Source organism: Motilimonas sp. 1_MG-2023, assembly GCF_030547455.1.
Lineage (GTDB): Bacteria > Pseudomonadota > Gammaproteobacteria > Enterobacterales > CBDFNC01 > Motilimonas.
Genome location: NZ_JAUOPX010000003.1, coordinates 96,959 through 121,204 on the forward strand (window position 1 = coordinate 96,959; position 24,246 = coordinate 121,204).

Annotated in this window: 20 protein-coding genes; 9 read left to right on the plus strand and 11 right to left on the minus strand. The window is 43.8% G+C overall.

From position 1 onward, the window contains the following. The first annotated feature begins 180 nt into the window (after window positions 1–180). A complete protein-coding gene (locus Q4519_RS02520) occupies window positions 181–3,225 on the plus strand; it encodes a transglycosylase domain-containing protein (RefSeq protein WP_303509148.1) in 3,045 nt (1,014 codons plus the stop codon). 20 nt (window positions 3,226–3,245) lie between these two features. Beyond that, window positions 3,246–3,872 (plus strand): LysE family translocator, encoded by a 627-nt coding sequence (locus Q4519_RS02525; protein WP_232801896.1) that lies wholly within the window; start codon window positions 3,246–3,248, stop codon window positions 3,870–3,872. A gap of 12 nt (window positions 3,873–3,884) precedes the next feature. On the opposite strand, the gene Q4519_RS02530 is transcribed toward Q4519_RS02525, so the two are convergent. The 5 genes from Q4519_RS02530 to xerD form a co-directional block, all read right to left on the minus strand. Beyond that, window positions 3,885–4,223: a hypothetical protein gene (locus tag Q4519_RS02530; protein ID WP_303509154.1), complete on the minus strand. Its 339-nt coding sequence runs from the start codon at window positions 4,221–4,223 to the stop codon at window positions 3,885–3,887. A gap of 161 nt (window positions 4,224–4,384) precedes the next feature. Beyond that, window positions 4,385–5,614 carry a glycosyltransferase gene (locus tag Q4519_RS02535; protein ID WP_303509157.1) on the minus strand — a complete coding sequence of 410 codons (1,230 nt, stop codon included), beginning with the start codon at window positions 5,612–5,614 and terminating at the stop codon, window positions 4,385–4,387. 14 nt (window positions 5,615–5,628) lie between these two features. Continuing rightward, window positions 5,629–7,350, minus strand: a complete 1,722-nt coding sequence (recJ, locus tag Q4519_RS02540) for a single-stranded-DNA-specific exonuclease RecJ (protein ID WP_303509158.1) — start codon at window positions 7,348–7,350, stop codon at window positions 5,629–5,631. A gap of 74 nt (window positions 7,351–7,424) precedes the next feature. Beyond that, entirely contained in the window at window positions 7,425–8,360 is a 936-nt protein-coding gene (gene dsbC / locus Q4519_RS02545) for a bifunctional protein-disulfide isomerase/oxidoreductase DsbC (RefSeq protein ID WP_232801892.1), read from the minus strand. A gap of 138 nt (window positions 8,361–8,498) precedes the next feature. Further along, entirely contained in the window at window positions 8,499–9,383 is an 885-nt protein-coding gene (xerD, locus tag Q4519_RS02550) for a site-specific tyrosine recombinase XerD (protein WP_303509160.1), read from the minus strand. Window positions 9,384–9,518: 135 nt separating this feature from the next. Here xerD and fldB point away from each other — a divergent pair, with 135 nt between their 5' ends. The 3 genes from fldB (at window position 9,519) to Q4519_RS02565 (ending at window position 11,654) form a co-directional block, all read left to right on the plus strand. Next, complete coding sequence (gene fldB, locus Q4519_RS02555; RefSeq protein WP_303509162.1) at window positions 9,519–10,037, plus strand: flavodoxin FldB; 519 nt, start codon at window positions 9,519–9,521, stop codon at window positions 10,035–10,037. 164 nt (window positions 10,038–10,201) lie between these two features. Beyond that, window positions 10,202–10,939, plus strand: a complete 738-nt coding sequence (locus Q4519_RS02560; protein WP_303509163.1) for a hypothetical protein — start codon at window positions 10,202–10,204, stop codon at window positions 10,937–10,939. Beyond that, window positions 10,926–11,654, plus strand: coding sequence for a hypothetical protein (locus Q4519_RS02565; RefSeq protein ID WP_303509165.1), 729 nt, complete (start codon window positions 10,926–10,928; stop codon window positions 11,652–11,654). Before Q4519_RS02560 ends, Q4519_RS02565 begins: the two co-directional genes overlap by 14 nt. A gap of 83 nt (window positions 11,655–11,737) precedes the next feature. On the opposite strand, the gene brnQ is transcribed toward Q4519_RS02565, so the two are convergent. Both brnQ and Q4519_RS02575 read right to left on the minus strand, forming a co-directional pair. Next, the gene (gene brnQ / locus Q4519_RS02570; protein WP_303509167.1) at window positions 11,738–13,048 is read right to left on the minus strand and encodes a branched-chain amino acid transport system II carrier protein; all 1,311 of its coding nucleotides are present in this window, start codon (window positions 13,046–13,048) and stop codon (window positions 11,738–11,740) included. 210 nt (window positions 13,049–13,258) lie between these two features. Further along, entirely contained in the window at window positions 13,259–13,984 is a 726-nt protein-coding gene (locus Q4519_RS02575; protein WP_303509169.1) for a tRNA1(Val) (adenine(37)-N6)-methyltransferase, read from the minus strand. A 130-nt stretch (window positions 13,985–14,114) separates the two neighbouring features. Here Q4519_RS02575 and srmB point away from each other — a divergent pair, with 130 nt between their 5' ends. The 4 genes from srmB (at window position 14,115) to Q4519_RS02595 (ending at window position 20,739) form a co-directional block, all read left to right on the plus strand. Beyond that, entirely contained in the window at window positions 14,115–15,392 is a 1,278-nt protein-coding gene (gene srmB, locus Q4519_RS02580) for an ATP-dependent RNA helicase SrmB (RefSeq protein ID WP_232801885.1), read from the plus strand. 165 nt (window positions 15,393–15,557) lie between these two features. Then, the gene (putA, locus tag Q4519_RS02585) at window positions 15,558–18,686 is read left to right on the plus strand and encodes a bifunctional proline dehydrogenase/L-glutamate gamma-semialdehyde dehydrogenase PutA (protein WP_303509175.1); all 3,129 of its coding nucleotides are present in this window, start codon (window positions 15,558–15,560) and stop codon (window positions 18,684–18,686) included. Continuing rightward, window positions 18,686–19,417: a hypothetical protein gene (locus Q4519_RS02590; protein WP_303509177.1), complete on the plus strand. Its 732-nt coding sequence runs from the start codon at window positions 18,686–18,688 to the stop codon at window positions 19,415–19,417. Before putA ends, Q4519_RS02590 begins: the two co-directional genes overlap by 1 nt. A gap of 305 nt (window positions 19,418–19,722) precedes the next feature. Continuing rightward, window positions 19,723–20,739 carry a DUF2860 domain-containing protein gene (locus Q4519_RS02595; RefSeq protein ID WP_303509181.1) on the plus strand — a complete coding sequence of 339 codons (1,017 nt, stop codon included), beginning with the start codon at window positions 19,723–19,725 and terminating at the stop codon, window positions 20,737–20,739. Between the two features lie 39 nt (window positions 20,740–20,778). Here Q4519_RS02595 and Q4519_RS02600 read toward each other — a convergent pair whose 3' ends face one another. Genes Q4519_RS02600 through Q4519_RS02615 form a run of 4 tightly spaced genes read right to left on the minus strand, consistent with a single transcriptional unit; the run spans window position 20,779 to window position 24,065 of the window. Then, window positions 20,779–22,074 (minus strand): ATP-binding protein, encoded by a 1,296-nt coding sequence (locus tag Q4519_RS02600; RefSeq protein WP_303509184.1) that lies wholly within the window; start codon window positions 22,072–22,074, stop codon window positions 20,779–20,781. Window positions 22,075–22,076: 2 nt separating this feature from the next. After that, a complete protein-coding gene (locus tag Q4519_RS02605) occupies window positions 22,077–22,790 on the minus strand; it encodes a response regulator (RefSeq protein WP_232801880.1) in 714 nt (237 codons plus the stop codon). Between the two features lie 35 nt (window positions 22,791–22,825). Continuing rightward, a complete protein-coding gene (locus Q4519_RS02610; protein ID WP_303509187.1) occupies window positions 22,826–23,230 on the minus strand; it encodes a DUF3019 domain-containing protein in 405 nt (134 codons plus the stop codon). Further along, a complete protein-coding gene (locus Q4519_RS02615; RefSeq protein WP_232801878.1) occupies window positions 23,220–24,065 on the minus strand; it encodes a MipA/OmpV family protein in 846 nt (281 codons plus the stop codon). The genes Q4519_RS02610 and Q4519_RS02615 overlap by 11 nt, the downstream gene beginning before the upstream one ends. Window positions 24,066–24,246 lie beyond the last annotated feature (181 nt).

Below are 24,246 nucleotides of genomic sequence, written 5' to 3' on the forward strand. Positions count from 1 at the left end.
AACAATATCACACACTGATAGGCTTAACCCGAGTGAAGGTTAATTAAAGTTAACAAAGCCTCTGCCATTGCGCCATGTCAACTGCTAACATATCGCTTAATTAAGCATGCTAGTTTAATAGTATCTAACAACCCGTTTTTATCTTTGATGCAAGCAAGGGATATATACCCTGTGGATTCCATGGACAACACTCAAGACAATGCTGAACAGGCATCTATTCCCGTTCAATCACAATATTCAATCGGCAAAATTATCAAATTACTATTTATTGTCTTGTCACTGCTAGTAGCAGTAATGGTTATCTATGAGACAAAAACTTCACATTTTCAATCTGAATTCATTTCAAACTACGCTAGAACACTCACTTATGAGGTAAAAGAAGGCCCCAGTGACAGTATCGTTTTTCCCAATCAAGGGCCTTTTGATCAACGCTTAGGCTACGTAAAACTGCCGATGATCCAGTCAAGGTTATTAGAACGAGGCTATGAAGTTGCTCAGCAAGCACACTTTAGCCCTGCTCTATTACACTATGCTAACCAAGGCTTATTCCTCCCTTACACTGAAAAAGTACAAACAGGCCTGACTTTGCAAGACTGTAGCGGTGCGCCGTTTTATCGCTATAACTATCCTTATCATTACTATCCAAGCTTTGATCAAGTACCGCCTTTGGTTATTAAGTCGTTACTCTTCATTGAAAATAAGCACTTGCTTAGTAGCGAAAATCCACTCGCTAATCCGGCTGTTGATTGGCCACGATTTGCCATGGCGGCATTTACCCAAGTCACTAAAGCATTGGGTTTGCCTGGCCAATCAGCAGGGGGCAGTACACTTGCGACTCAGGTAGAAAAATATCGTCACTCAGAAGATGGCTTAACCGATTCTCCGACAGAAAAAATCAGGCAAATGGTGTCGGCCAGCGTACGCTCTTATCACTTAGGCCCAAACACCCTAGCGGCGCGAAAATTAGTGGTATGGGCATACTTAAACTCTGTGCCCCTATCTGCGGCTCCGGGCTACGGTGAAGTACACGGCGTTGGCGATGGTCTATGGGTATGGTTCGGCGCTGATGTCGCTGAAGTTAATCGCTTATTAGACCCAAGTAAAAATCAAGATGACACGTTGAAAGATATTGGCTTAGCGCTGCGCCAAATTGTGTCTTTGATGATCGCCCATCGCCGCCCTTCTTACTACTTGACCTCTGGGAGAGAAGACTTATCGCGCCTAACGGACAGCTATTTGCGTATCTTTATGCAGCAAGGCATGATCTCTGGGCAGTTAATGGCTGCCACTTTAGAAGCAAAAATTAACTATCGAGATTTTAAAAAAAATCCAGCTTTAATGCGGATAGAAAGCAGTAAAGGCTTACAACTGACTCGCACGCGTTTAAGTCAATTATTAGGAAGCCAATTTTATGATTTAGACCGCATGGATCTTAGCGCAAATACAAGTTTGAACATTCCCCTGCAGCGCGATGTTTCCAGTTATCTAGCGCAATTAGCAAAACCTGAATTTGCCCAACAAATAGGCCTACTGGGCAACCGACTACTCACCTCAGAGAAGACCGCTGACGTCAATTACAGCTTCACTTTAATGCAACAGTCAGAGCAAGGTTTTAAAGTTCGGGTACAAACGGATAATACTAACCAACCCTTTGATATTAACGAAGGCAGTAAGCTAGAGTTAGGCTCTACCGCTAAAATACGTGTGCTGACCACCTACTTGGAGATCATCGCAGAGCTACATGAAACCTATGCTGACTTGAACGATATCAGTTTACGGAAAATTAGCATTCCCAAACAAGATATACTCAGTCGTTGGGCCGTTGATTACCTCAGTAAAAGCAAAGACCGCGATCTATCAAAGATGCTCAATGCTGCGCTCGAACGAAAGTATTCAGCGAACCCCAATGAGCGCTTTTTCACCGGTGGCGGGATGCATAGCTTTAACAATTTCAGCGCCAAAGATAACCAGCGCCATGCGACCATGATTGACTCGCTACGTGAGTCATTGAACTTGCCTTTTGTACGTTTGATGCGTGATATTGTGCGCTATAGCACCTACAAAGATGAAAACCGCACCCGCTTACTGGAAGATGATAAAAACCCACAGCGTCAAGAGTATTTGTCGCGCTTTGCCGACCGAGAAGGCAAGACTTTCCTACGTCGGTTTTGGCAAAAATATACCGGTAAATCAGATGCTGAACAGTTTGATATTTTTCTTAATGGTTTAAAGCAAACACCCGCAAGGTTAGCGGCAGTACATCGCTATATTTTACCCCATGCCAGTCAAGCCGAATTTAATGCTTTTATTCTTCAACGCCTACCGAATAAAGAGCTCGATAATAAAACCCTAGTGCAATTGTATAAACGCTATTCACCAGGTCAATACTCACTTCCCGATCAAGGCTATATCGCGCGAGTACACCCACTAGAACTTTGGCTCTTGGGGTATTTAATGCAAACCGATAATGTGACCTTATCCGATGCTATAGCAGCAAGCCAAGTTCAACGCCAAGAGGTCTATGGCTGGCTATTTAAGACTCGCCATCGCACCGCACGGGATTCACGCATTCGAACCATGCTCGAAGTAGAAGCTTTTTTAGATATTCATCAACGCTGGGCAAAAGTGGGCTACCCCTTTGACCACCTTGTCCCTTCCCTAGCAACCGCTCTAGGTAGCTCGGGCGATCGCCCTGTTGCCCTCGCGACCCTACTTGGCATCATTCAAAATGGCGGAATAAAATATCCAACTCAGCGCATCGAAAAGTTGGCCTTTGCCGATGATACCCCTTATCAGAGTCACTATAACCCCAAACCCATTGCCGGCGAGCGAGTAATGCGAATTGAAGTAGCGCAAGCACTTAAAAACGCACTAGCAGAAGTAGTCAATGCTGGCACCGCAAGACGCTTAGCAGGAGCATTTATCCAAGCGGATGGTGAATTATTAACAGTAGGAGCTAAAACCGGCACCGGTGATAACCGTATTGAAACCTTTGGGCGGGGCGGACAAGTAACCAGCTCTGTAGCACGTAACCGCACAGCGACCTTAGTCTTTTATATTGGTGATGATTACTTTGGCACCTTAACAGCTTATGTGCCGGGCAGTGCATCTGATAACTTTACTTTTACATCAGCGTTGCCAGTACAGGTGCTAAAAGGTATGGTCCCTATGCTCATGCCCTATCTTGACAAGTCCATCGCAAACGGCGCACATTACTGTCATTAACTCAAATCTGAATAACATAAATGATTATCAACCTAGAAGCTTTTTTGCTTGCGATAACAATATTGACCCTAACTCCGGGGTTAGACACGGCACTTGTCATACGTAATACCAGTCGCGCAGGAGTAACCGCGGGATACATGACAAGTCTAGGAATATGCTTCGGTTTATTTGTTCATGCTACCTTTTCAGCTATCGGGATTTCGGCCATATTAATGCAATCAGCAGAGTTATTTCTGCTCATCAAGTGGGCTGGCGCAGCCTATTTAATTTGGCTCGGCCTTAGTAGCTTTAAGTCACTGTTACAAGGTCAAAAAAATACGATTCATTTGCAACAAGTAAAGACGCCTTTAAAACACCAAAAAGCTTTTCGTGAAGGATTTTTATCAAATGTATTAAACCCAAAGACCGGTATTTTCTATTTAGCGTTTTTACCCCAATTTATTAATCCTGAATACTCACCATTGTTGCAATCATTGCTGATGGCAGGCATTCATTTCATTATCGCAATGGTTTGGCAATGTGGCTTGGCTAGCACACTCAATAAGGCAAAAAACTTACTACAAAGCCGGGCTTTTTTAGCTTGGATGGAAGGAATAACGGGCACAGTGTTACTCCTTTTAGGGGTGAAATTACTGCTTGAAGAATGACAAAGCCTTAACTTATCGGCCTAAGTGTTGATCAATTAACTCGGCGAGTTTTTCATTAAGATGGCTTTCAAATTCATCTAATTCTTTACCAAATAATGCTAGGTACTTACACGCTTGTTGATAGGTTAAATTCTTGGCTGCAAGTTGATACTGAGTCTCTGGCAAGGATTTATCGTAACGTGGCACGATTAACCAATGGACAAAGTCACGATCTATTTCCGTAAACTCTTGCTCAGCAAAGCGGCAAAACTCCTCAATGTAATTTTTCCCATCAGGCCCTAAACAACCAGGCTCTACACGACATAAAACCGTTAGTTTTTTCTCATCTGGCAATATTTGATTTTGGCTCATTCATTAGCAACTTAAATACTATTAATATGCCAAGTGTAGGTTATCTAGCCAGCCAGTTAAAGTTGATATTGTTCAGAACATCGCCAGTGAGCGATGGGCTTGTATCGATAAGAGAGCAACTTGTGAGCAAATTCATAGTATTCAAATAAACAATGTGACATCTACTGTTTAGGCTTATTTTTCTCTTCAATCCACTGCGACATGTATTGGGTGCTTTTCATACTGTGATGGCGCAACATCGCGCCAGTAAAATTAGCGCTGCGGTGCTCAGACAAGTGAGCTTGTAGTGCATTAATACGCGCAATTAGCCTCTTACCTAACTCGCTAGCGTCATACACCTGCTCAAGTAATGGCTGGCAGGCATCTTGGGCTTTCTGCCAAAACGCTTCATCTTGATATAAAGCGATCGCTGCCGCTATCAACTCATCATCGTTATTGGCAATCAAACCCGGCCAAGGCATGCTGTTGGTCATGCCTTCTGCGCCAATATCTGTGGTCACACTCGGCGTGCCCATTTGCATAGCATCAATGAATTTACCTTTAATACCCGCGCCAAAACGCAGCGGTGCAAGGCACACTCGCGCTTTTGCCATCACAGCAAAGGCATCATCGGCCCAGCCTTTTACTAAAAAACCTGCCTTCGGGTTATTAAGTGCGGTGGCTTTTGGCGGTGGGTAAGAGCCATAAATATGCAGCTGTGCATCTGGACATTGCTTGCGGATCGCAGGCCAAATTTGGCTTAACACTAATACCGCGTCCCAGTTAGGGGCATGCCGAAAGTTGCCAATACTAATAAAGTGCTGGCGCTCGTTAAAACCAAGCCGAGGTTGCGATGTGGTTTTTGGCTCAATCATAAACGGCAGATGATGCAGTAGTGCGCTGGGCACCTTAAACGTCTCCGCCAATAGCGTCATTTCATAACTAGAGATAATCAAAGACAAGTCACAGCGGTAAATGGCCGCGATTTCACGCTTAGCCAGATCGGAATGTAGGTCTTGCGGCATCAACTCGCGTTGCTTTTTCACCGCTTCACGGCGTGCATTACGTAAGCACTGTAAGTCTTCGGTATCTAAAATGCGCAGCGCGTTAGGGCAGTTTTTTTCCACCCGCCAGCCAAATTGCTCCTCCATCATAAAACGGTCAAACATAACCACGTCAGGTTGCAATTCACTAATAAACGCATCAAACGAGCTGCAATTTAAGGCAATGCTTTCGCTGGCAATATCTTCTTCGGCTAAATCAACCATGTGTTCGGTGCGCTGCGCGGGACTCGCAAACGTAACTTGCCAGCCTTGACGTTTAAATAAACGCAGCAGCGACATCATGTGGCTGCCAGCCGCTGACGAATTTGGCTCAGGCCAAACATAACCAATCACTAAAATTTGTTGCATCTGTTACTACTCACTTAAAGTGGATTGATTAAATCGACCATCAACTGAACGCTGCGATTACCACGAAACTCATTAATATCAAGGCGATAAGCTATTTCAGCCCAACGCACCATAGGGTTAGGCCAAAGGGCTAGATCTACATTAAATGCAATAGCATCAATGGCCACGCCACCCGCTTCTGGCTCCAGCACCAGTTTTAAATGCTTTTGTCCAACTAACCTTTGTTGTAACAATTTAAACTTGCCATCAAACAAAGGCTCAGGAAAGGCTTGCCCCCAAGGGCCGGCAAATTTAAGTAATTGAGCCAATTCTAAATTGAAGGCCTGTGGCGCCAGTGGGCCATCACTTAATAAGCTACCTTGTAGCACCGAGGGACTAATATGCTGATCGATAACTTGATTAATTTTGTCTTTAAAATCAGCGAAGTGCGCCAATGGCAATGATAATCCCGCCGCCATGGCATGGCCGCCAAATTTATGGATCAAGCCAGGGTTTTGCGTATCAACCTGATCCAACATATCACGCATGTGAATACCGGGAATTGATCGTGCCGACCCTTTAATCTCTCCTTCACCCGCACTGGCAAAGGCAAGGGTTGGTCGATAGTAGCGCTCTTTAATACGCGATGCCACTAAACCGATCACCCCTTGATGCCAGTCTTCTTGATATAAGCAAATTGCCGTTGGAATATCGAACTCATCCAGCTCAATTTTTTGCAGGCTATTGATTGCTTCTTGTTGCATGCCCGTTTCTATCTCGCGGCGTTCTCGGTTTAGCGTGTCTAGCTCAACTGCTAGGCTGCGCGCTTGAGGTAAATCATCACACAACAATAGTGACACACCTAAGCTCATCTCATCTAAACGGCCTGCGGCGTTAATACGTGGCCCCAATGCAAATCCTAGATCTGACGCCACTAACTGCTGCTGGTTTTTACCCGCCACTTCAATCAACGCTTGAATACCCGGACGACAGCGCCCTGCGCGAATGCGACCAATACCTTGATGAACCAGAATACGATTATTCGCGTCAAGGGGCACTACGTCCGCAACCGTGCCTAAGGCAACAATATCTAACAAGCAAGCCAAGTTAGGCGGTGTACCATGAAAACCATCACGCTGACTAATGTACTGGCGCAGCGCCAGCATCAAGTAAAACGCGACCCCAACCCCAGCCAAATTTTTGCTCGGGAAGCCACAGCCATGTTGATTGGGGTTGACGATGGCATCGGCATTGGGTAATTCTAAACCCGGTAAATGATGATCGGTAACCACTACTTGTAAGCCCAGTGCTTTAGCTGCACTCACCCCTTGAATACTGGAAATACCATTATCAACCGTGACAATCATGGCCGCGCCCATGTCAGCGGCTAGTTGCACGGTTTCAGGACTTAAACCATAGCCATAATCAAAACGATTCGGCACTAAAAAATCAACGTTAGTACAGCCCAACATCTTTAATGCCAATACACACAATGCCGTACTGGTGGCACCATCGGCATCAAAATCACCCACGATGATAATACGCTGCTTAGCATTGATGGCCTGATATAAAAGCTCGCACGCTCTGTCTATACCCATAATGTCCTTAGGCGTAAACAAGGCGCTCGCAGCCATGTTCAACTCACTCGCATCTTTAATGCCCCGATTAGCATAAATCTGCTTTAACACGGGGTGAAGTTCATCAGGTAAAAAGCTAGCGTCGACTGGATCGCGGCGCTGAATACTAAGCTTAGGCATGAATTTAAAGGGCTCTTGAATAAAAAACTAAAAGGCGACCGAAGTCGCCTTATTTAAGTCACAATAAAATGGTTTTATTGGGTTGCTGTCGTTGTCTCTGTCGCCGCGTTGGCTAATTCTTTCGCGGCCATTTGCTCAAGTAAAGCTGATAAGCGATCCGCTGGTACATATCCTGGCTGCATGGTGCCATCCGACAGCACCATGGCTGGAGTACCATTTACACCAAACATACCGCCCAATTCATATTGTTTTAACACATTATTGTCACATGTCTTAGCTGGGATATCTTCACGATTTTTCGCTGCATTCATCGAAGCACGTTGATCCTCAGAACACCAAATAGACACCATGTCACGATAAGTTTGTGAACGCTCACCACCACGTGGGAATGCAAGATATCTAATTGTAATCCCTGCTTTATTGTAATCAGCCATTTCATGATGTAATTTTTGACAGTAACCGCAGTCGGTATCAGTGAAGACGGTAACCACAAACTTTTCGTCTTTCGCAGGGTAAACAATCATGTCTTTTTCAAACGCTTTAAGCTGCTCTGCGCGCAACTTGGCTAGGGATTGCTCAGTTAAGTTAGTGACTTCTGTGTTGACCACTTCAAACAGGTTACCAAACAATAAATATCGACCTGTTGGGTTACTGTAAATAACGCCGCGATCCGTTTTCACTTCATACATACTTGGAATAATACTGCGCTCCAAGCTGAAGGGCTTGACTTCGATAGTCGCTAATTGCTCGCGGATCATCTCAAAGTGTTGTGATTGCTCACGAGCAGCCTCTAAGTCAGGGTGTTCGGCTTTTAATGCGCGCAGCTCAGTGGTGAGATCGCTATTTTTTTGATTTTGCTCATTCAGTGCTTGCTCTAATTGCGCAACACGTTGCTCAGCAGAACTGAGCTGAGCTTGTAAAGCCTTGGTCTGACCATCCGTAGTCTCTGCCATAACGTGGGCGTTTAATCCGCCAATTAATGCTACCGCAATCAAGGTTTTCTTCCACATAACAACTCCAAATACTGGTTGATTTAGTTTAAGAGCCTTCATGGCCATTAAACAAAAAATGGGTATCGCACAATTATGCACAACAAGATAAAAAGCCCAAGTAGTTTATTCCTGTTTGTTGCTGCCAACATTATCACATCATGCTCTCGGATGATGAATTTCATGTAAGCTTTTTAAGCGCTCGCCTGCCACATGGGTATAAATTTGCGTGGTAGAGAGATCACTATGACCGAGTAATAATTGTACTACGCGTAAATCGGCACCATGGTTTAATAAATGAGTCGCAAAGGCATGGCGCAAAGTATGAGGCGAAAGATGGGTACTAATACACGCCACTTTTGCGTAATGTTTGATCCGATGCCAAAAAGTTTGCCGCGTCATAAATTGCGCCCGCGTACTCGGAAACACCACATCTGAGCTGGTTTCTTTTAATAAGCTGGCTCTGGCTTCATTAAAAAATCGCTCTAGCCAATACACCGCTTCCTCGCCCATCGGTACTAAGCGCTCTTTATTACCTTTACCGACAATGCGCACCACACCTTGGCGCAAACTGACTCGGTCGGTACTTAAATTAACCAACTCAGACACTCGTAGTCCAGTGGCATAAAGCAGCTCTAACATGGCTTTATCACGCAGGCCTATCGCCTCTGATAAATCCGGAGCCATGAGTAACGCGTCAACCTCTGATTCGGTTAAATCTGCGGGTAGGTATTTTGGCAGTTTAGGATTCACAATCAATGCGGTGGGGTCGTCTTCACGCAGCTTTTCTCGGCATAAATATTGATAAAAACGACGTACCGCACTTAACAAACGCGCACTCGAGGTCGCTTTATAGCCAGCGTTTTGACGTACACTTAAATAGTCTTGAATATCACTACGCTGTAATGTCAGCAAAGCGTGGCCAGTTTTATCGCACCACAACGCCAAGTGGTTTAAATCATGACGATATGAGGAGGTAGTGTTATCACTTAACCCGCGCTCTAACCACATAGCATCTAAAAAATCGTCTATTAATGAGGACATAATCACGCTGTTATCATTGAATGAGTCAAGATTCTAATCCAGATACTCCTCAATACAAAGTTAGTCGACTCACTACCCTCGCCTCAGTGACCTTTTCCTTGTTAGAATGCGGCTCATATTAACAGGGGGGTAAAAATGAAAATTGGCTTGTTTTATGGTTCTACAACTTGTTACACCGAAATCGCGGCAGAAAAAATTCGTGATGCCATCGGTGAGGAGCTGGTTGATCTTTTTAATATAAAAGAAACCCCACTGAGCAAAACCCAAGATTACGACGTGCTAATTTTAGGTATTTCCACTTGGGATTACGGCGAGCTGCAAGAAGACTGGGCTGAGCTTTGGCAACAGTTAAATGGCCTGACAGTGCAAGGCAAAATCATTGCGTTATATGGTATGGGCGACCAAGAAGGCTACAGCCAATGGTTTCAAGATGCCCTCGGCATGCTACATGATGAACTACTGCCACAAAACCCAACGTTTATCGGCTACACCAGTGTTGACGGTTATAAATTTGAAGCTTCTAAAGCGCTCACTGCAGACGCCAGTCAATTTGTCGGCCTCGCCTTAGATGAAGATAATCAATACGATTTATCGGACGAGCGCATTCAAAACTGGGCCATTCAAGTGCTTACTGAAATTCAGCAGCATATATAATTGCCGCTACTCGCTTACTGTGCAAGCACTAAGGCGAGTATCACTTTTGCTAAAAAATATTCGAGCCAGCTCCTGTTTTGATGACTTCTTTGTTAGCTATGAATCACTTAAACGTTATGATTCGGACTCAAACTAGGATTGAGAGATATTTTCAAGGAAGAGTCATGGCTTACCGACTGTTAAAAATACAACATTTATTGCTATTAACCACCTTTCTTATCGCGAGCATGTTGATCCATAACACAGCCCAAGCCGCTGTCTATAAATGCCAAGTAAGCGGAAAAACCGTTTACCAATCCTCGCCGTGTTTCAAAGGTAAACAAACCGTCTTAAAACCTACCAAGCATGATACAGGGTTACATGCCTCTTGGTTTTCGCGTCCACCACTACTACCCGATACCGCCACATGCAGCGGTGACATATGTCAATGCGGCACGCAAACACTACCTTTAAGTGCTGACAGCCAAGCCAATGTTGAAAAATCGCTCTCGGGCCTAATCAATGACTGGCAACAGCACCATGAGCTCTACCAAACCTATCTTAACTTGTCGGATGAAGAACAAAAAATTTCAAACCAAAGAGCCGATATTGCTAATAGCGCCTGTATGATCGCCATGCATCAAACGTTACTCAATCAATCCTACCTTGAAGTCATCAATCCAAAAGCAACACCCCCCCTCTCCGAAGAGGAGTTAAACGCTAAGCTTGCTGAACGTTGCTCGCAAGGTTTAGATGATGATATGCCTTTGAATGAAGCAGAGATCAAGTTTAATCAATGTGTAAGTGTTGAAAAAGATAACAACAATCGCCTAATTGAACAGCAAGCAGCGAGTAATAACGCGCCGAAATTTCCAACTCAAGTCGCAACATTAAAGTTAAAAAATCCTTATGAAATTGAATAAATTACCAATAAAAAAATTAAATTTAGCATTATTATACCTAGTAACCTTAACACTGCTTATTTCCTACCCCGCCCTTAGTGCGGTTTATAAATGCCAGGTAGGCGGCAAAACCATATACCAATCAACGGGCTGCTTAGAAGGAAAGGAAATTCAGCTTAAATCTTCGCAACATGCGACAGGGTTACACGCCTCTTGGTTTAAGCGACCAGCGCTGCAACAGGCAACAGCCTTATGTGGTGCACAATCTTGCCAATGTGGCGATGTATTAGTTAATAATCAAAAAGAGCCAAAATATACCTTGATGAATGCCCTCGCTGATTTGCCCGAAAAATGGCGCTTCTATCATCAAGAATATCAACGTTATCAAGACATGGAAAATAGGGAAAGTTTCCCTGCGCAAAAGAGCAACTTGGCAGAATCAGCCTGCCGGATTGCGATTAACCAAGCCTTGATAGAAAAGTACTACAGCTCAGTCATGTCCGAAACTCAGGCGCAATATAAAACAGCGAAGGCTGCATATGATGAGGTTAATAATAGATGTGTTAAGCCCGATGAAACGGGCTGGACGCAAAGTGACGCAGCAAAAGAATATGTAAAATGCAGCAAAGCAAATATGGCGGCGCAAAACAAAGCAAATAAAAAACTCAGAAGCCAAGGCTGGCATAAGTCATTGTTAGCTGACGCTGCCATTTTACAACAACCCAATCCTTACTAATCAACCAAGTAGCAGCGCGCCAACAAGAGGCGCGCTGCTAGACAATATGCTGTTTCAAGCCAAAAAAAGAACTCAGCTTTAAATTATGCCCGCGACAATGCAGCTTTTTGACAAGGTACTTTTTTAAACGCCAAAAGCGCAATAACCAACGCGACAGCAGTGGGTAGCAACCAAGCCAGCCCTTTATCAAATAGCGGTAAAAAATTAAAAGCATGCATATCTAACCCTGCCACTTTTAAACCATCCAGCACACCAAACATCAATGCAATGGATAATACAAACTTATATGACAAACCTTTATTACCCAGTTTTTCTTGTACGAATGTTAAAGCTATCAGCGCGATGGTTACCGGATAAACAGCAAATAGCACTGGAATAGATAGCGTAATAAGCTGAGTTAACCCGACATTTGTCACCAAAGCACAAACAACACAGTTAATAAGTACCAAATAGGTATAGTTCCAATTGGGCTTCAATTTAGTCAGAAACGCAGTCATAGCACTGACTAGACCCACCGCGGTAGTTAAGCAAGCCATGACCACCACAGCCGCTAGCGCATAAGTGCCGCGCTCTTCGAACATGCCAAACACATAAATAGTTAGAATATCAGAGCCTGACTGAGCGCCTGCTGCAATCACTTGACTCGTTGCGCCTAAGTAAAATAAAGAAATGTAAACAAAAGCCAAACCTGCGGCTGCAATACAGCCCGCAATGATTAGATATTTGTATATATAAGACTTCGCGGTGACGCCCTTACCGGTAAGCACATTAACAATCAGCATACCAAACACCAATGCGCCAAAGGTGTCCATGGTGTTATAACCTTCTAAGAAACCTTTAACAAATGCATCGTTGGCATAATCAGCATTGGGCGTGCCCAGCTCACCTAACGGCGCCATAAAAACAGCTACCGCCAGTGCTAACAGTAATAGCACCAAAAGAGGCGTTATAAATTTACCCACGTAATCAAGTAGCTTGCCCGGTTTAATCGACAACCACGCTACTAGAGCGAAAAACACGACAGAAAACAAAGCTAAATAATCTTGCTCAATAAAGGGTTTAATGCCGATTTCATAAGCAACTAAGCCAGTACGTGGCGTGGCAAAGCTAGGGCCAATAATGATATATACCGCTAATGCTAAGGTGGTGGCGAGGGATACAGGTAAATGCTTAGCCATGGTGCTAATTCCCCCTCCCGCCTTTGCTACCGCAATCAGAGTGAGTAAAGGCAAACCCACCGCAGTGGCTAAAAAGCCCAGCATTGCAGGCACCATCTCAGCTCCTGCATGAGTACCAGCTAAAGGGGGGAAAATAATATTGCCGGCCCCGAGAAAAAATGCAAACGTCATCAGCCCAAGACTGAGTATGTCTAGACTACTTAACCTGTTATTCATCTTGTTGTGTTCCTGTTTATTATAATAAGTTAGTCAATTACAAGCTAATACGCATAAAAACCAAACAATAAGGTTAACGCAGCCATAAAAACCAATATTGATACTAGCTACAGGATAAAGAAAGAAACCACAGGTTCAAGTATGCAGATACATATAGATGAAATAAAATATAACCAAGATCAAACTTTGCCAACATAAAGTCTAATAGTGCTACATTTTAAGGTAGTACTCCCTAGTTAAATTGATGAAATCAGCAGAATAACCACCATCATCACTATGGATAAATAACTGAGATAAGCATAACGCTTGAGCTTGCTTACTTAAACTGAATAACATGCGATGAGGCTGGCTGCGTTTCTTAGTCATCACATCGACACGATGGACTAAATGCAAGCCCACCTCACTTGCCATGTCGATATACTCTAGCGCGACATCAAATGGCAACACCAAATCACAGCGCCCACTAGGCGATAACAGCAGTAAAATTGCCTGCATCAAATCTCGCTTGTTTAAGCTGCCGTTATGGCGCGCTTTTGCTCTGGCTTGGTCGGGAAAATCTTGTCCGGCCGGAAAATACGGAGGGTTAGAAACAATCAGATCAAACTGCTGCTGATATTGAGCTTGGGCAGCAAATCCCTGAAGCGTTTCACACCTCACTTTAACTTTGTCAGGCCAAGGGCTATTTGCTACATTTTGTTCTGCCTGTGCGGCCGCATTAGGATCAATTTCGATGGCCACAATGTGGCTATCAGGCTGCGCTTTCTGTGCCAGTTGTAAGGCAATCAGTCCACTACCGGTGCCAATATCTAAGATTCGACCCGCCAGCCCAACCTCTGCCCATGCGCCTAACAAAATGCCATCCGTTCCTACTTTCATCGCACATAAGTCATGTTCAATATGAAATTGTTTGAACGTGAATCCACGGCTTTTGACCATTTAGCTTGCTCCGATAAAAATTTCGCTACAATCTAGCAAAGCTATTCAACAACAACCACTAACTTGTCATACCCAAGTAGAGCGAGATCCTCTATAATCCCCCTCCAATTTAGTTACACTGGAAATCACTATGTCTTTTGCCGATCTTGAGTTAGATCCCCTACTCGTCGATGCCTTAACCAGCATGGGGCTCGACAAGCCAACAACTATCCAACAAGAAGCCATTCCTCATGCGTTGGATGGCCGCGATCTAATGGCAAGCTCACCCACTGGAACCGGCAAAACGTTAGCGTTTTTATTACCCGCTATCGAGCACATGCTAAATTTCCCAAGACGCAAACCCGGTTCACCTCGGGTGCTCATTCTCACGCCAACGCGCGAATTAGCAGTACAAATTCAAGTTGAAGCCACTAAGCTGTGTAAAGATACTCCACTTAAAGTCGGTGCTATTATCGGCGGTATTAGCTACCAAACCCAAGAAGAAGTGTTAACTAAAAACATGGATCTAGTGGTCGCTACACCTGGGCGCTTAATGGAATACATTGAGCAAGAAGCTTTTGACTGTCGCGAAATAGAGATTCTTACCTTAGATGAAGCAGATCGCATGCTAGACATGGGCTTTATTAGCACCATGGAACGCATCGCTGAAGAGGCGCGTTGGCGCAAACAAACCTTCTTGTTCTCTGCAACATTAGAAGGAAAAGGGCTGCGTCAATTTGCTGAAAAAATCCTAAAAGAGCCTATCAGTATTGAATCTGCCGCGCCGCGTAGCGAGCGCGCCAAAATTATTCAATGGGTTCACTTAGCTGACAACATTAACCATAAGTTTGAACTGCTAAAAGCAACCTTAAAAAAAGAAGAAGTACAGCACGCTATTGTATTTGTTAAAACCCGCGATCGCTTAACTGAACTAGTGACAAAATTAGAAGAAGCTGGCATTAAATGTTGTTTCTTGCGTGGTGAAATGGAGCAGTCAAAACGCACCACCGCCATCATGCGCTTTAAAACCGGTAAGGTGAATGTACTGGTTGCTACCGATGTTGCCGCCCGCGGTATTGACGTGCCTGAAATTAGTCACGTGATTAATTATGACATGCCGCGCACTGCCGATATTTACTTACACCGAATTGGTCGAACCGCGCGTGGTGGTCGCAAGGGCACGGCAATTTCATTAATTGAAGCTCATGATGTAGAAATGCTCGCAAAAGTTGAGCGTTACATGAAAGAGCCAATTAAACGTCGCATTATTGAAGGGTTGCGACCTAATAATAAAGAGGCCGCTGTGCCCGCGAAGAAAAAGCGCGCCCCACTGAAAACCGATACCAAAAAAGCCACAGTTAAAATAAAAAGCAAGTCGAAAAAAGATAAAGGTAAACCGAGCTGGGCTAAAAAAGCAGCCAAATCATAAAAAATAGCTTTTAGTGCTCACTCTTACAGCAAGCAATGATGTAAGGGTGAGTTATATTTACTATAAAGGTACTGTTTTTTAAACAAAAATAAATCCGATATCAAGCCAACTTTAACTATTTAGTACTAAACTATGGATTAACCTTGGTCATATTCGGAGCACTGTATGCTATCAGTGGATGATTACTTTTCCCCGACATCTGTCGACCTTGATCTCGCATTTCTTTGGCAGAACATTGCTGAATATTACCTAACTGAAGAACACAATTTAGTAAAACAACTGCAATATTATGCCAGTATCAGTAGTTGGGAAATGTCTAAAACGACCCATCTAGCCGCTACCATAGTGGGTAAAATAAGAGCCGATCATCGCCACACCAATCTAACAGAAGCGTTTTTACAGGAGTACCACCTGAGTAGCCAAGAGGGAGTTATGCTAATGTGCTTAGCTGAAGCCTTGATGCGCATTCCCGACTCAGAAACTGCAGATGCCTTAATCAGAGATAAACTAACCCAATCTGATTGGTCGTCACATTTACAACATTCCGATTCTTTTTTAGTTAACGCTTCCACTTGGGGATTATTACTGACGGGTCGGATCACACCACTAGACAATCCAACACAGAGCATAAAACAAACCATTAAGTCTTTGGTTAGCAGTCTCACTGAGCCCATCGTTCGCAAAGCCCTAAACCATGCAATGCGCCTAATGGCACACCAATTCGTTATGGGGAAAAACATTACCAATGCCCTGCAACAGGGTCTTAAATATACGAATGACCCACGTTTTGGCAATAAACCACATTTAAATTTCGATATGCTCGGTGAGACAGCCATCACCAGTGAAACTGCACAACATAATTTGGCCGCACAAATTCAAAACCTCCACCAGATCGCAAAGCATAACCAGCAAAATCAACGTCAGGATTCAATTTCGATAAAGCTTTCAGCATTGCACCCCAGATTTGCGCCAAGCCAATCTCAACGGGTATTAACTGAGCTAAAAGATAATTTATTACAACTACTTACTCTGGCAAAAAGTCTCAATGTGGCGGTGACTATCAATGCTGAAGAATCTGAACGCCTTGATTTGTCACTGCAGGTATTTAGGGAAGTATTCCAAACCACAAGTTTAATGGGCTGGGGCCGATTTGGGCTCGCTGTGCAAGCTTATTCAAAACGCGCACTGAGCGAACTAGCCTGGTTGACAGCGCTGGCCAAAAAGCACCACACTCCGATTCAAGTTAGGCTGGTAAAAGGGGCTTATTGGGATACCGAAATTAAAAACAGCCAACACTTAGGACTGGCGAACTATCCCGTTTTTACGAGTAAGGCCGCGACTGATATTAACTACCTCTGCTGCGTAAGGTATTTGCTATCGAGTCATGTTCGACCCTATTTGCAGGCCCAATTTGCCACTCATAACGCTCATACAGTTGCCGCCATCGAAGTGATGGCCAATGGCCAAACGGTAGCGTTTCAAAAACTACTGGGTATGGGCGAAGCTCTTTACCACCACCACCCGCAACCTAACTTGCGCGTTTACGCTCCCGTCGGTCATTATCAAAGTCTGCTGCCCTATTTGATTCGCCGCTTATTGGAAAATAGCGCTAATAATTCATTTTTAAGTGCCATCACCAATAAAAACGTCCCTATAAGTGAACTGATTAAACACCCGGTTGACCAATATTTTGACTCCCACCATACCAGTAACGCTCATTTCCCCCTGCCATCTGACCTATTTGGTCCAGCGCGAAAGAACAGTGCTGGCATTAACTTTGCCTGTAATCGCACTCTGGATTATTGGCAAAAACGTGTCACACCATACTTTAATGAACAATACATTAGTGGCCCTATTATTGACGGTGAAGCAATATTTCTTGACACGGATGGAAACATTCACCTCGCAGATCGAAACCAAAAGGAAATGACCAAGCCCTATCAACTTGATGAAGTAATGGGTAAACAAATTGAGGCGTCACAGGAAGATATACATCGAGCCTATAAGGTCGCTTTAAATGGTTTTATTCCTTGGTCACAGACTAACATTGAAATGCGCGCGAGTTTACTCAACAAACTAGCGGATAAACTTGAGCTACAGACTCCGAAATTGACGGCATTGTGCATGATGGAAGCTGGAAAAACACTATTTGATGCCCATTGCGAGCTGCGAAAATCGATCGATTATTGCCGCTATTATGCTGATCAAGGCTTGTCGTTATTTCAGCAATCACCATTATCTATGCCCTCTTTAACGCCCACAAACTGGCGTAGAAAAGGCCAAGGCGTTTGGCTATGCATTAGCCCATGTAGTGAACCGCTGGCTGTGTTTGTTGGCCAAGTCTGCGCAGCCTTGATCTGTGGCAATACCGTTATCGCCAAACCCGCCCCAGAATCAAGTCTAATTGCCTATCAAGTGATTAAACTCATGCTGAGTGTTGGTTTTCCTCCTTATACTATTCAGCTCTTGCCAGGCACAGACAAGGTCGCGAAGCAGCTTTCAACGCAGCCTAACCTAGCCGGTATCGCCGTGACAGGTCGTCTCACAACAGCACAACAGATTCAACAAGCTTGCTACCAAAGCAAGCCTCCCTTTCCAAAACTAATAGCTGAAACTTCGGGAGTAAACTGCATGCTAGTGGACAGCTCAGCGCTCCATGAACAAGTGGTTCAAGACGCTCTCAAGTCTGCTTTTTCTGCCGCAGGTCAGCACAGTTCAGCATTAAGGGTTTTATGTTTACAAGATGATGTTGCCGATGCCATTATCAAGCAGCTATCCGATGCTATGATAGAGCTTGCAGTCGGCAACCCCGAGCAAATCTACCAAGATTTAGGCCCCATTATAGATAAGGAAACGTGGTTGCACTTGCAACAATATTTGGTGCACTTAAATAACAGTGCTCGTTTAATACGACAAACGCCACTGCACCATGACTTAAACGGCTATTTCATCGCACCATGCCTGTTCGAAATAGAACAAATAAACGACGTTAATGGCGGAGCTTTTGGCCCAATTCTACATGTATTACGTTATGAGAAGCACCAGTTACCTCATTTAATACAGCAGATTAACCAGATGGGATACGGTTTAAATTGTGCCATCCATAGCCGTAATCAAACCAGCATTGATCAGTTGGCGAATCAATTACAAATGGGCACTATTTATGTTAACAGCCGCCAAACAGATACCACCATTGGTGCAAAACCGACTGGCGGTTGGGGCTTATCAGGTACAGGGCCAAAATCCGGCGGACCGACTTACTTAACCGCATTTAGTCAATTGGAGCCATATTAATGTCTAACCCTTGGCAAGCCGCACATACGCAATTTCAAGTTTGGGGGAAGTTACCCCAATCCCATAGAGACCATGTCTTGCGTCATTGGATCAGCGAAGTACCAAGCCATGTTGAACACATCAAGCTATCTAATGAAGCGCAGCAAACCATAGATGAAATATGTCTGTGTGGTGAGTATTTTTGCACCTTAGCTGAGCGAAATTTCAATCCGCAAACCTTAACTGGCGTTACTGGCGAGCGAAATGAGCTGCATTTTCACGGCAGAGGCATCTTCATAGTGGGCGAACTCGATCAAACTAAACCGACACTGTTTAACTTTACTCGTTTAATCAGCTTAACCGTTGCAGCTTTGTTATGTGGCAACAGCGTACTTTTACACTACATACACCCACTTGAAAAATGGCAAAAATGCTTACTTATTTCACTGTCTAAATCACTGCCCAATGAGTTATTTCAACTCACCCATCACTTAGATTGGTTACAAATGAACCAACACAGCAATATAGCCGGTGTCGCCTATCTTGAGCACCCCAATCCGGATAAAACAGAGAGCTTTCATCGTTTACTCAACCAACGGCAAGGCCCATTTATCAGCCAAGTCGGTATCTCCCATCAAGCCAGCTTACAACAGGCGTTTCATCCAGAGTGTTTATTGCCCTTTATCGGTGAAACCTGCATTAGCCAAAATTGCACCTCGATAGGAGGCCATATAGAGCTGTTAAATCGTTAATCTTTGCATACCCAATCAACTTGAAGGCGCATATTTCAGGGCTAGTTTTACACACCTTTATACTAAATGGTTCATTTTGATAAGGGAACAGCCATGATCAACGCTCAATACCTTACCTAAATGTATGTAACCCCTTACTGACGTCAAGTATCTCTAGACCGATTGGGTATAGTCATTGATTTTGAACTAAAATAAGCCACTAAACGTAAACCGACACATAAGTATGTTTTATTTGCTCTAAGCAAGCTAAATTAAGCTTAATTACACCATTTTTAACCTGTCTCGAATCACAAGGAACGTACTCCATGTTTAGCGAAAAAATGCTTGCGACAAAAGCGACCATCACCTTGGCCATCTTGAGCGCATTTTATTTACCTCAAGCCATGGCTCGGCCCCTTGCCAATGAAGCAGGTTGGGGCTTAACGCTTAACATCAATGGCGGTTTTAGTCAGTCTCAGTCGCAAATGAAAACCGATGACGACAATGAGATAACCGTCGATTTGAACAATTCAGGACAACAAGTTAATTCAGGCATTATTTTCCCTCTGGCTCGGCTTTCTTATACCTTTGAAGATTTAAAAACGCAGTTGTTTGCAGGTAATAGTTTAGAGAACGTGTCTCAAGGTCAATTCCAATTGGAGCTAGGCGCCACTCATCAATTTTCCGATACCAGTAAACTCACCTTGGCTTGGTTTCCACGGTTGCCTAGTTTTAGTAAAACTTGGCAAGACCCCTATGTTGTGAATCAATCACGTCAAAAAACTGACCAAGACTCGCAAGGCGCGAGACTGGCGTGGGAGAACATCGGCGGCAGCTTATTCAGTTTTAAATACGGCTTTGCTAAAAATCAACTGGATAATGAAACCAGCGGCACTGCCCTTGCTTTAGCGAACGAGCAAAAGCGTTTACTCGATAGAAATGCTAACTATCACCGTACCACTTTAGAAATGCTCGTCCCCATGGGCAATGGCCTATTTTTTGAACCAGCACTCACTTACACCTTAGGGGATGCGACTGGCCAAGCGATGAGCTACGACGAATACGGTACTCGTTTAAGTTTGATTAAAATAATGGATAAACATCGTATTACAGGTAATGTGTTTTATAGCCAAGCAAGGTATGACGTCAGCAACCCGATTTTTAACCGCACCCGCCAAGATGATAAGTGGGGGCTTTTCGCTTTTTATAGCTATAAAGCTCCATTGGGTTGGCAAAATGCTAGCTTCACATTATTTGGAGCTTGGGCCAACACCGACTCTAATATTCAATTCTATGAATCAGACATGCTCAGTGTTGCTGCTGGTATGGCTTATACATTTTAATATTTAACCTCAGTTTTGCTTATCCACTATTCGGGCTAATTATTCAATGATTTTAAGACGGAGCCTAAAGCAACAGCCCGTTAAGTGAGTAGGTGTAATCAGCTGAATATCGCCTTGATGCCACTGTGCAACCTTATGTGCAATCGCCAACCCTAAGCCATAATTACCTTGCTCTCGGCTGCGGCTGGCCTCTAATCGCACAAAGGGCTTAAACACACTTTGCCACTTTGCAACGGGGATCCCAGGGCCATCGTCTTCCACTTCAATCACCCAATACCCCTCTTCTACCATAACCCTAAACTCAAGTTGGTGTTTTGCAAATCGCACACCATTAGACAAAATATTTAATACCGCGCGACTTACCCATACTTTATCGGCATAAACCAACTGTTGATTGGCCTTATTAATAAAATGAATGTCCTTTCCTTGCTGCTCTGCCAGCATCTTTGCCTGCCGGTGAATATCAGTTAACAAAGCGCCTATCTGATGCTGCTCAATGGATAGCTTATCTCTTCGTTTGTCTAAACTAGAATAATCTAAAAAGGCACTGACCATTTGTTCCATTTGTTCAAGATCCCGCTCCATCCTTAAGATCATTTGATCCTTTTCATTCGCATCTTCGGCATCAAGTGTTGCTTCAACACCAAAACGCAAACAAGCCAACGGCGTACGTAAATCATGGGATAAACCACTTGCTAGCATACGGTTTTCAGCAATAAGAGCTTCAATCTGCTGAGCCATTCTGTTAAAGCTTTCTTCAAGCCAATGGATATAAGAAAAGCGACTTGCCGGAATGCGGCTATCCAGCTTTCCTTTGCCGAACTCAGTCGCCATTCGGTGGATCAGGCTTAGTCGCCTTGTTAAAGGAAAAAGCCAAAGAGCCATTAAAAGCCCTGCGCCAAGGTAAAAAGCCAAAGTGAGCCATAAATCAAGTGGGGATGGACTATCAATTTCAGGTAAATCAAGATAGAGCTGATAATGTGGATGGGCTGCTAAAGACTTGACCAAATAAGGACGACTATCTGACTCTAACAGCAATCCACCCGGCGCGAGTAACTGCGCTTGTAGTTCTTGGGGCAAAGCCAGTTCATCTGTATGATGCATAGACAGAGGTAAGTTAAAAGCGTTGCGCCACTCGGGTACTTTTAATTGTAACTGCGGCAAGGTTAGTACAGCACTTTGCTGAGCAAACCCTTCCATTAATTGAAAATAAAGCGCGTATTCGGTTTGTTTTACCTGAGAGTCATCGGCGGCTTCAAACTGATCTAACATCCAACCAAGAAAAAATAAGGATGCGAGGGCCATAACGACAATGCTGAGATATAAACGACGCATGGTTATTCCCAAGCATCTGCAACAAATAAATAACCTTTACCCCAGACCGTTTTTATTCTTTTCGCCTTGCCTTGGCTATCACCAACTTTGCGCCGTAGCCCCGAAATCAAGACATCAATACGCCGATCTAGACCGTCGTATTCCCAACCTTTCATTTTTTTAAACACGGTATCCCGATCCAGTACTTGGCCCGCAGAACTTGCTAACAACCACAATAACTCAAATTCGGTGGTGGTTAAGGCAAGATCGGTTTGGTTTAACTCAGCACGTTGCGATTGAGCGTCTAGCATTAAACCGCCAAAAGTAAGCTGCGAAGATACTTTATTACCTTTTAACTGACATTGATCTTTATATTGCTGTAATTCGGTTTTAATTCGGGTTAACAAAGCACGCGGACGAACCGGCTTAAGTAGGTAATCATTAGCGCCTAGCTCTAAACCAAGAACTTCATCAAATTCATCATCGCGGGCGGTCAACATAATGATCGGCGCATCAAAAAAAGGCCTAAGTTGTTTGCAAACTTGATGACCATCTAAGCCCGGCAACATAAGATCAAGCAGTACCAAGTCTACCTGATGCTGACGAACATATGGCTCTACCTCGTCTCCGCGCATCAAATGAGCCGTCTGAAAACCTTTATTATCTAAATACTCGATGATCCACTGTGCTAAAGAGACGTCATCCTCAACCACCAAGATACGTGCTAATTTTTCCATTTACACCTCATTTAAAGCTTTCAATCTGAGCCAGTTTAAAACAGACGCCAACGACGCTTTTTATGTTTGGTTTTATAGACCCAACTGACTTCGACTTCCGTTTCTAGCACCACACGGTTGGTGTCTTTGACTACCAATAAAAATTGAGTGGTTTGCTGTTTTGAGAAAGCAAACTTATGTTGTCCTGAAGACGAGCCTTGCCAACAACGAGCAACCGTTAAGGCCTCTTTTTCAATCAGGCAATAGTCACCTGGGACAACCGTCTGCCAATGAAACACAACATCCGCTAAACATTGGCGACCTTCACGTAGCGCCACACACTTTTCAGGTGTCACACTAATCGAATCCGTATTTGGTAATGTCTTTGAATGAGCGAATAATGGTATCAAGGTTATAAAAGTTAACGTCGCAAACAGTAAATTCAGGGGTTTAAAAAACATATTTCACCCCTAAATAACCAATGACTCTGACATTACTGTTTGTTAATGGACTTTGTTTTATGTTATCTGAGGCAACCCCAATTAAGGCAGCAGAATAAAACACCCAGCTTTCACTAAGAGGATACTCAGCGACAAACATGCCATAACCGCCAAAGGATAATCCAGGCTGATAAGCAGGTCGAACGGCACTAACCTCATCGTCCGAAACCCCGTAATAATAATTAGCCATTTTAGCTGAGTAAATATCAAAACCTAGGCCGCCACGTAGATCCCAGTTACCTGCTGGAATGGGTCGGCTTAAAACCGAACGAACCATCCAAGATTGATGAGAGCGACCAAAGTCAGTGACAATTTCGGTACTAAAGTCAGCAAAATCATAATCACGAAAAAATTTAACACCAAGGTTAAAATCGTCATTGCGACTTTTAATCCCCTGCAGTGCTGGACCTCCATCTTTAGTGTAATAGTTGCCGTTTTCATCAAAACCAAGGGTATAAGTACCTGCAACTAAGTCGGCCTGCCACGTTTCACCCTGCCAAAGGTGGTAACCCATAACGGCCCCGCCAGGCAAATTACTACGCTGAATGTCTAGATAGAAATCTTTATACTCAATAGATAAATTAACATCAAAGAACCAAGAAATTTTTTGCTCATCTTTGACGTATAAAAAATCATCCGTTAAATCCAAACCAGCACCAACACTGGCGTCCCAGCGAAACTCATCCCAAAAACCGATCTCATCTACCGGTTTTTCAGCCGTTTTATCAGCATGCGCGAATGACATAGGCATACCTAATAAAAACAGGCCGGCGACCATCCATTGGTTTATATTCATTACGTCAAAATACCAAAACAAAATACCCTAGATACGGGATTATAAGGGAGAAGAATAATTAGTTCAGGGCTATTTAAATATAATTTTGTTAGAAATTGTAAAGAGATAAGCCCTTTACCCCCTTGGTTAAACTCAGTAAACATTATTTCTCTTACAAATTATCACTAAACCATAAAACACC